This is a genomic window from Haliscomenobacter sp. (assembly GCF_033763495.1).
GTDB lineage: Bacteria > Bacteroidota > Bacteroidia > Chitinophagales > Saprospiraceae > Haliscomenobacter.
Genome location: NZ_JANRKL010000228.1, coordinates 86,746 through 96,387, shown reverse-complemented (window position 1 = coordinate 96,387; position 9,642 = coordinate 86,746). Strand labels below are relative to the sequence as shown.

4 protein-coding genes are annotated in these 9,642 nt (G+C 46.9%); 1 reads left to right on the top strand and 3 read right to left on the bottom strand.

Features of this window, described 5'->3' with window-relative positions:
* Window positions 1-421 precede the first annotated feature (421 nt).
* A complete protein-coding gene (locus tag SFV55_RS27205; protein WP_320032744.1) occupies window positions 422-1,723 on the bottom strand; it encodes a 3-coathanger stack domain-containing protein in 1,302 nt (433 codons plus the stop codon).
* Between the two features lie 6 nt (window positions 1,724-1,729).
* Between SFV55_RS27205 and SFV55_RS27200 the strand changes: the two genes are divergently transcribed.
* Window positions 1,730-1,933, top strand: a complete 204-nt coding sequence (locus tag SFV55_RS27200; protein ID WP_320032743.1) for a hypothetical protein — start codon at window positions 1,730-1,732, stop codon at window positions 1,931-1,933.
* A gap of 106 nt (window positions 1,934-2,039) precedes the next feature.
* On the opposite strand, the gene SFV55_RS27195 is transcribed toward SFV55_RS27200, so the two are convergent.
* Window positions 2,040-2,681, bottom strand: coding sequence for a hypothetical protein (locus SFV55_RS27195; RefSeq protein WP_320032742.1), 642 nt, complete (start codon window positions 2,679-2,681; stop codon window positions 2,040-2,042).
* Between the two features lie 146 nt (window positions 2,682-2,827).
* Window positions 2,828-9,622 carry a DUF6443 domain-containing protein gene (locus tag SFV55_RS27190; RefSeq protein WP_320032741.1) on the bottom strand — a complete coding sequence of 2,265 codons (6,795 nt, stop codon included), beginning with the start codon at window positions 9,620-9,622 and terminating at the stop codon, window positions 2,828-2,830.
* Window positions 9,623-9,642: the final 20 nt, after the last annotated feature.

Here is a 9,642-nt window from a genome sequence, read left to right as displayed (position 1 = left end):
GTAAAAACCGCTATCTGGAGGCATAATCAATTTTTAACCTCCTCCAAAAACACCCTTGTTGATAATTATATTCATAACATCAGGTATCTTTGGAATGTCCTTATTGGCGCTTCTGCCTAAAAGGGATAAAGTCCAGCTAAGAGCTTGTCTAAATTTTTTTGTTTTGCTGCAAATGGCCCGATTTTGGCTGAATTTCGTTCCGAAAATGCTCATTTAGCGCTGCTAAACTCCACTTTTCGTGCCTCATTCAGCCAAAATCAGCCTCATTTTCGCTTAAAACAAAAATATTTAGACAAGCTCTAAGAAAACTTATAAATCTCCAAAACACCTTTTTCAACCTCAATTTCACACTCTTCATCACCATCTTTTGTTTTCTATCCATTTAATCCTCAAATTTGTCCCCATTAACAATCTGTCCTAACTACTCCAAATCATGAAACTCACCTGCCTGCTCAGTGGGGCCAGCCGGGGCAGCTGATGGAATACTTACGCCAGCGGGTTCAAGACGTATATCCGCTAACGGGTCAATCCCACTCCATCTCCCAATCGCCGCATCATACCACCTTGCCCCATAATCCATCCAACCCAGCCCAAAGTCATCATTCAACTCCTTCCCATTGTACTGGTATTTATTATCCTCCGCAGGATCATTCACCCAAGGCCCTTCCATAGCGAGGCCAAAAGGATAGTAGTGGTTTTCCTGAATGATCTCCGGAGTTCCATCCGCATTTTGATCCGTAAAGCTGACTCGGGCGTTGCCCAAATGATCCGTCATGGTGTATTCATAACGGGTACTTGTGCTGGTGAAGTATAGGCGGCCTTCGGAATTGTAGATGGCTTGCATCACCGTATTTTGGTACTCGATGCCCATCACGTAGTCTTGGGTGTAGTTGGCGCTTTGGCCAGTTTCGGTTTTGCCGAGGAAGGCGGCGCCTTGTTTGGTTTCAAAGCCGGGGTTGAGCAGTACCGCCGTTCCTGCTTTGAAGGTCACATTGCTGCCATTGTCGACTCGGCCAGAGGAGGTGATGGTGCCACTGGCGGTGTAGGTGCCGGAGGAAATGGGCAGGTCGTTGATGCTGCGGTCGCCATTGGGATACACTACTTGTTTTTTGAGTTTGTTGCCCGCAGCATCGTAGGTGATGTCGAGTTGGGAGCCATTGTCGAAAAGGATGCGGCGTGGCAGGTTGAGGGCGTTGTAGGTGATGGTTATTTTTTTGTGCTCGTCGCGGGTCAGGTTGCCGGCGTTGTCATAGGTATAGCCTTGGGCGGTGCCGGGCGTGGGGGTTACAAAACCCTTGGTTCCATCGGCGTTGTCGCGCAGTGTACTGAGTTGACCTTTACTGTTGTAGGTATAGGTCATGTTGTCGATCTGGTTGAAAGTACCATCGCCTTTGCGGCCAGTACGGGTTTGGGTCAGGATGTTGCCATCGCGGTCGTAAGTGAGGGCATTGGCGTAGTTGCCATTGGCGACATAGCTGCCGCCGCTGGTTTTTTCGGCATAAATGCCTTCTTTGAGCCGGTTGAGGTTGTCATAGAGGAAACCATAGGTTTTGACGTTGCTGCTACCTTGTACGTTCCATTTCATCATCGTGATGTTGCCCGCGTAGTTGGCGTTTTGGCCGGAGGCATAGCGGCTGTCCAGGCTGGCGTCGCCTTCTTTGTACACCAGTTCAAAGCCGAAGAGGTCGCTGCCCAGGCTGGCGGGGTCGTTGAGTTTGTTCACCCAGCCTTGGATGTTGTAGGTATAGTCCAGGGTTTGGAGGTAGCCGCCGCCGCCGGCCTGGTGTATTTTTTTGCTTTTGAGCAGGTTGCGCTCGTCGTACTCCTGTTGAGAGAGTACCGTGGGGAATACACCGTTGACACTCTCGCTGGTTTTGGTCAGTCGGCCAGCGTGGTCGTATTCAAAGGTAGTTTCGATGGTGGTGGTGGTTGAACCTACGGTATGTTCGCGTTTGGATTTGAGGGTCCAGCCGGGAATAATTGGCGCTTTGGCTCGTTTCGGTTTTGCAAAAAGATGCTCAGTAACATTTTACGCCCTCTTAAAAGAATGTTTTAGTTTTTATCCTCATTCCCAAAAAGTATCTTCTTTCTTCAATTTTTTTTCCATTTTCATCAAAGTCAAACTCCTTCTTTTTTCCAAAAAATTTTAAATATATATACCATGTGCCGCTTTCCTCTCCGTCTTTCATTTGTGCTTTTACTTTGATTTGGCCATTTTTAAAATAAGAATTAATAGGTCCATCAGGTATATTGTTAACATAAAATTCTTCGATGGATATTTTTCCATTTTCATAATACATTACTTCCCAGCCTTCTTTATTCCCATCTTTATACTCGGTACTTAAATATATTTTATTTCTTCCTGGCCAGTATTCTATTTTTTTCCCTGTCAATAGACCATTTGCATAGTTGCTTTCTTCTAAAAGCATTCCACTCTTGGCGAAACGCAAGCTTTTTCCATGCTTTTGTCCCTTCAAGTAAAAGGACTCTTCGGTTTTTCTTCCTTCTTTATATACTAGCCATCTCCCTTCTTTTTCCCCATTATGATTGATCCGATTTACGGTATCTCCTTCCGGGGTTATTACAGCGGAAGAAATGGTAAATTTCCCTTGTGCTTCAATTCTTTGGGTTATAGAACCAAGAAGAAAAAATAAGATAATAATTTTTACCACGATTTCCATTTGTGTTGCTTTAAAATTGAATTTGCTAACAGAAATTCTTCATGCACAGGGTAAGGTTTTGTTCAGATCATGCCATAAAGCTTCAAAAATCTTGGCTTTCAATCTCGATCTGAAAAAACTGACTAATCGTTACAATTGCTAACCTTCTACCTACGCCTCCGAGTAGGCCTGCGATCAATTATTGCATGCACAGATTTTGAGCTTTTCCTTTCAGCGGTACCAACTGTCCTAATCGTTAAATCATAAGCATTACGATTCTCTCCTCCTTCTGGATTACTAACAGTAACACTAAGAACAGTGGACTTGAGTTCTGCAAGTGGAATTTTAAGGGTCCTTACATTATCGTTTGGATCAAACATGCTCCCATATTTCGTTTCAATAGTTTTGGGGCCAGCAGCAGTTTGGTAGGTAACAATTAGATTGTCAGGTTTCATTCTATCATCCATTGTTAGAACCACTTCTCCCTCCATGCTCCCTTCGACAAATTCTCCTTGTGGATCGATATTTACTTCTGTAGCAACATTGTAAGGTTGAGATCCTTCAGTTGCATCAGCTTTTGATTCATATGCTAGTTTGTCAATATTTTCATACAACTGCCATATCAGAATTGTTTGTACCCTTCCTCCTGTTGTTTTACTCGCAAACCAAGCTTTATTATCCCTTACAGCTCCGTGTCTGTACCAACGTTTGTTTTGATTTTCTACGGCAATAATATTTTGAGCTTCCATAGCCGAAATTTCCCTACCTTCACTTAAAGCTTGGTCTCTTGCTTTTTTAATTTCCCTTCTAATCCTTCGATCTCTCTTAGAATCTTTGTCCCCGGGATCAGGTGTTAATCCTGGTTCCATGCCAGTTGGATCAACAAATTTTAAAGGATTATTAAAGGCATAGCTAAAAGGAGACCAACTGGGCATCTTCTCCGCCAAAGGATCCACCCCATTCCATCTGCCCACACTCGCATCATACCACCTTGCCCCATAATCCATCCAGCCCAGCCCAAAATCATCATTCAATTCCTTCCCATTGTACTGGTACTTATTGTCCTCCGCAGGATCATTCATCCACGGGCCTTCCATGGCAAGCCCAAACGGATAGTAGTGGTTTTCCTGAATAATCTCCGGAACCCCATCCGCATTTTGATCCGTAAAGCTGACTCTGGCATTGCCTAAATGATCCGTCATGGTGTACTCATAACGCGTAGTAGAACCTGTAAAGTACAAGCGACCTTCAGAATTGTAGATGGCTTGCATCACCGTGTTTTGGTACTCAATGCCCATGACGTAATCCTGGGTGTAGTTGGCGCTTTGGCCAGTTTCGGTTTTGCCTAGGAAGGCGGCGCCTTGTTTGGTTTCAAAACCGGGGTTGAGCATTACCGCCGTTCCAGCTTTGAAGGTCACATTGCTGCCATTGTCTACGCGGCCAGTGGAGGTGATGGTACCAGCGGCGGTGTAGGTGCCGGAGGGGATGGGCAGGTTGTTGATGGTTCTATCCCCATTTGGGTAGATGACTTGTTTTTTGAGTTTGTTGCCAGCGGCATCGTAGGTGATGTCGAGTTGGGAGCCATTGTCAAACAGGATGCGGCGGGGCAGGTTGAGGGCATTGTAGCTGATGGTGATTTTTTTGTGCTCATCGCGGGTCAGGTTGCCGGCATTGTCGTAAGTGTAGCCTTGGGCGGTGCCGGGCGTGGGGGTTACAAAACCCTTGGTTCCATCGGAGTTGTCGCGCAGTGTACTGAGTTGACCTTTACTGTTATAGGTATAGGTCATGTTGTCGATCTGGTTGAAAGTACCATCCCCTTTACGGCCAGTACGGGTTTGGGTCAGGATGTTGCCATCGCGGTCGTAGGTGAGGGCATTGGCGTAGTTGCCGCTGGCGGTATAACTTCCGCCGCTCGTTTTTTCGGCATAAATGCCTTCTTTAAGGCGGTTGAGGTTGTCGTAGAGGAAGCCGTAGGTTTTTACGTTGCTGCTGCCTTGTACATTCCATTTCATCAGGGTGATGTTGCCTGCGTAGTTGGCATTTTGGCCGGAGGCATAGCGGCTGTCCAGGCTGGCGTCGCCTTCTTTGTACACCAGTTCAAAGCCGAAGAGGTCGCTGCCCAGGCTGGCAGGATCGTTGAGGCGACTCACCCAGCCCTGGATGTTGTAGGTATAGTCCAGGGTTTGGAGGTAGCCGCCGCCGCTGGCCTGGTGCAGTTTTTTGTTTTTGAGCAGGTTGCGTTCGTCGTACTCCTGCTGCGAAAGCACGGTGGGGAATACACCGTTGACACTCTCGCTGGTTTTGGTCAGTCGGCCAGCGTGGTCGTATTCAAAGGTAGTTTCAATGGTGGTCGTAGTTGAGCCTACGGTGTGTTCGCGTTTGGATTTGAGCGTCCAACCGGGGAAGTTGATTTGCTGGTAGGTTTTGTCTTTGCCACCCAGGTGGTTGTCGCCTCGGGTTTGCACCACGCGCATTTTTTTGTCGTAGTAAGTGAAACTCAGGAGATATTGAGTAGGGGCTGCACCCGTAGCGGGCAGTTGCCCTACTTTGACAGCGGTACTTTTGCCGCGTACGCGGTAGGTAGGCAGGTTGTAGCCAGAGGGTGGAGTGCTGTAAGCTTCGTCGGTACTGGAGAGCGTGCCATCTCGATTGAGGTCGTACTGGTCGTAGTAGTTTACCGTGTATACCTCAATCAGGCCATCGGTAGGGAAGGCCGTGGTGGTGCTGTAGTAGTGAGGGCCACTGGTGCTGGGGCTTTCGTACAGGCCATTGCCACTGGCGGGCAGGCTACTGCCATTGTATTTGCCCGTGATGACGGGGCGATTGAGGATGTCGTATTTGGTAAAGAGTTTAATGCCATTGCCATCTACGCTGAGCACCGGGCGATCCATACGGTCGTAGTAGATGTATTGCAGGTTGCTACCCGGCACTTGTTTGGAAGTCAACAGACTGGTATTGTTGGGGTCGTAGGTGTATTTGTACAGGCGTTCACCTTCGGTACTGCTCGCTACTGTCCAGCCAGTATTGCTTTCCAGGAGTGCGCTGGCATTGGGAGGCAGTACTGCTTGGACGCCGCCGTGGTCGTAATATACGGTATAGGTTTTTTCGCCACCATTGACCGTGAGCAAGGTGCGGCCAATTTTGTCGGTATAGGTAATGCTGGTTTTGCCGTCGGGGTCGGTTGCGGTCATTTTCATCAGGCTATTGGCCGCGTAATAGCCGCTGGTTTTGAAGTTGCGCACCTCATTGCTGGTGTTGGTACCATAGGTGGTGCTGCCAGGTTTGCTGCGGAAAGAAGTCCCCGCCAGGTATTGTTGTTTAGGGCGACTCAGTGGAGAGTTTTCCAATACAGTCTCCGTATAGGCAGATCCTTCAGCAATGGCCGTATAAAAACTTTGTTGTTCGCTGATGGCATTTGGCCGAATCGCGCGAGCATTGGTCTCAGCGATGGTATAGGGCAGGTATTTTTTTACTTCCCGACCAAACTGATCGTACTCCATAAAGCTTACGATATCCTTCTGGGTAGGGGATTGATTAAGGTCAATTTGTTGAACCGGGCGACCCAGGCCGTCAAAAAACTTATAGGAATCGATCAGGTTGGCACCAGTCAAGCTGGAAATGCCAGCGGTGGTGGTGATGCCAGCGGTTTGAACCAGGCGGGTTTTGATGGTGTTCTCACCTCCACTGGCCGTGCGGTAGAGGTAATCGGTGCTGCTGACGTAGTCTCCATTGAAGTCTTTCACACGCAACAGGCGCAACAAGGCATCGTACTCAAAATTGGCAGTGAGGTTGTTTTCTTCGCTGATGGCTTTGACCAGGCAAGAGTTGCGGTCGTAGCTGGCAGTGGTCATGAGGGCATCATGAGGGTAAAGGCGCAGTTCGTCGAAGAGGGCCCCGGAGGTATTTACGGTCACACTGGCGTTGGCAGCGGTACAATCCAGCAGGCGTTCGACGTAGGCCCAGCCATCACCTTCGGTTTGGTCGGTGGTGGTCGTGAGCACAGTACCGCCGGATAGTGTTACACTTACGCCTCCGGGTGATTTGCTGTAATAACTGAGGATGTATTTGCCAATGGGGAGTCCCGTTTTGGTAAAACTTCCAGACCCGGTGCCGAAACAACCTGCTCCAGCTTTGGCTGGGCTGGCGCCATTGTATTGGATGTTGTTGGTACCCGTGATGCTCCAGTTGCCTTGGGTGGCTTCGGTGGTTTCAAAGCTGGTGTAGGCTACTTCGTTTTGAGCGGCATTGAGTACTTTGGCAGCCATACGGGTATGGTAATTGCTCCAGAGGGCGCTCACGGGTTGGTCGTATTCGCGTTGTAGTTGCAGCAGGTTGCCATATTTGTCGTAAGACTGAACGGTGAGTTGCAGTTCATCCGCCTGGCTGGAGTTGTATTTGTCGTAAAAGCGATAGGGTAAAACCAATCCGCCTGGAAATTCATCTACCGAGTATTCCACCTTTACTTTTTTGGTGAGTACGCCATCCACTTGTTCTTCCACTTCGACGGGCACTCCAAACATACCTTTGGTCACCAGGGCGGATTGTACGGGAGAAGCATTTTCGGTAAAACGTACAATACTGGTATAGGTTTTGCCATCGCTGTTTTGTACGGACGTAATGGTAGGCTGAGTCACCTTGGTGTTGCCATAAGTGAAATTGGTAGTAGTGCTGACTTCACCTGAAAGGATTCCTGCTCCGTCGTAGAAAAATTGTTTGTCGGTTTTGGCGGCCAGGTATTTCCATTTCTGTTGAATGGTGTAGTAACTGCGGCGGAGTTTGACGCCGTAACCTCTCTGGATTATACAGTTGGTACCAGATTGCAGTGGAGTTAACCAAGAAAATCCACCTCCCGCGCTTTGGCAAAGGGTAGTAGCATTATCCTGATCCAGGTATTGTTCTACTTTGTAGCCATTACAACTGGTAAAGTTGCGGGTTTCATTGATGTCGTTGCTGTAAGTGTATATGCTTTCGCTTAGTTTTTTATTTTGGTCATCATAAGTCACCGTTTTTGACAAATCTCCTAGGCCATTGTTGCCATGTCGGAAATATGAAACCGTTTTTCCGGCAATGATCTCTTCAACTCGGTCGTAACCTACGTGTCCGAGTTCTTCACTGCCGAGTGAGGTGTTGTTGGTAGCAGTAAGTGTTATAAACCTACAAATCCATTCATGCCCCTGAGGATATGGTATGCAATTACCTCCAACTATATCACAAGTAATCAGATATTCAGGGTAGTGCCGACTAGAGGAGAAGCTTACATAATCCAGTCGGGTTCTAAGGCTTCCGCTGGAGTTATTCAGATCGTTAGGGAGTGACCCTTCTTTGATGTAGCGATAATATTTTTGATTGATCAATGTACCTGAGTAATTGTAATTTTTAATTTCTTTAATCCTCAACCCACCTACGTATCGATCAATACCACTTCCATCGTCGTTGGCGACCAAATGAGCTTGGTAGTAGTATTGAGTGTAGCCCTTGGTAGGATAGGTCACTTTGGTAAGGATCCCAGCCTTTACCCGAGTAGTATCGGTGTTGCGATTAGCGTTTTGCCCAGGGTAAGTTATTCCATTGTTTGGGTAGGTAAAAGATGGGATAAGCCCTTGTAGATTGGGATTGCTGTTGTAATAACCCCAGAAGTCAATTTGACTTGAGGTTGGATCAGGTAGTGTTGTGGTATTGTATTCAAAGCTATAAGGTTCTTCACAAGTAGTGGTCCCAGCGGCGCATTGTTGAAGGGTTGTTAAAGTCAGTCTATTGGTGCTTCCACTGTAGGTAAACTTCCATTCCATAAGGCCAGTAACACCATTTTCACCTTTTTTAATTGTTACTTTATCCAGTTTTTTGCCTCCATAAGCATGGGGAAAACTATTGGTTGAGGATTGAAATTCGACCGTTTCTGTAGTTACTGTGCTTGCCGAGTTTGGATCTCTTAGCCTGTAATAGATTTTACTCAAGAATTTGCGGTTCAAAATATAGGTCTGATTCGTAAACCCGCCTTTTTGAACATTGGGCGTTGTGTTGTTTTCTCCACAGGGAAACTGGGGTGGGCCACAACAAGTTCCAGGGGTACCCCCACTAACCAGTTCCGTAGATAACCAATAAGTCATTGATTGATTAGAAGCCAAATTGATTGGTGGGCTATATGCGGCAGTCAGCGTTTCGTACTCATATTCCATCAGCTCAGTTCCATTAGCGGAAGTCACTTTGGTGAGGTACCAACTGCTGTTAAAAATATACCTTGCTTTGGAACATTGTCCCGTCTCTGAACATTCGATAAAAGCATCAGTTACCTCTGTTGCTGTAAATTCATACACATTGCCCATCATATCCTTGATGGTAAATGAGGTAATGTCTTCAGAACCATACGCTGGTTGGATGGTAATGTCTTTTTTCTCTGCCTGATAAATATTTTTCCGTGCATCGATGTAAAAACGGCCGGAGTACCCCCCAAAATTGAAGTAGTACACATCAGGTTCAGTTTCTACTGTACGTCCTGCAACACTGTACAAATAGTCGTTTTCTTGAAATTGATCCGTATATCCAACAGTTGTCTCTGGCTTAATTTGATCAGCTTTTGAGTAATAATTGGAATTCAAATCGGGCATACCATTCATGGAACGAGTGATTACACCTCCATTGGCAAGGGTCCAGCCCAGGCCCACCCAGGTAGGAAGGTTGGCCACTTTGTTGCCAGAACCGTCATAAGAAAGAGCTATGGATTCTTTTAATTCTTTGCCTTGAATACTATACAGTGGTATGGATACACTCAAGGCTCCTGTATAAGTATTCACATTCCCCTCTCCGAATTTGCCCAAGCTGGAGGCCTCAGGGGTGTTTGGCAAAGTAATCGAGGGAAGTACAATCGAGGGTGTTGCCTGAGCAAGCAAGTCGGTTACATGGCCCATCAAGCTTATGGTGATTAAGATAAAGATGAATTTGAAGTATCTATTGCAAGAAAACATGATCCTTTGTTTTTGATGGA

Excerpts from the sequence above, each read along its gene's own strand:
- SFV55_RS27190 (WP_320032741.1), bottom strand. The coding sequence starts at position 9,622 with ATGTTTTCTTGCAATAGATACTTCAAATTCATCTTTATCTTAATCACC.
- SFV55_RS27195 (WP_320032742.1), bottom strand. The coding sequence starts at position 2,681 with ATGGAAATCGTGGTAAAAATTATTATCTTATTTTTTCTTCTTGGTTCT.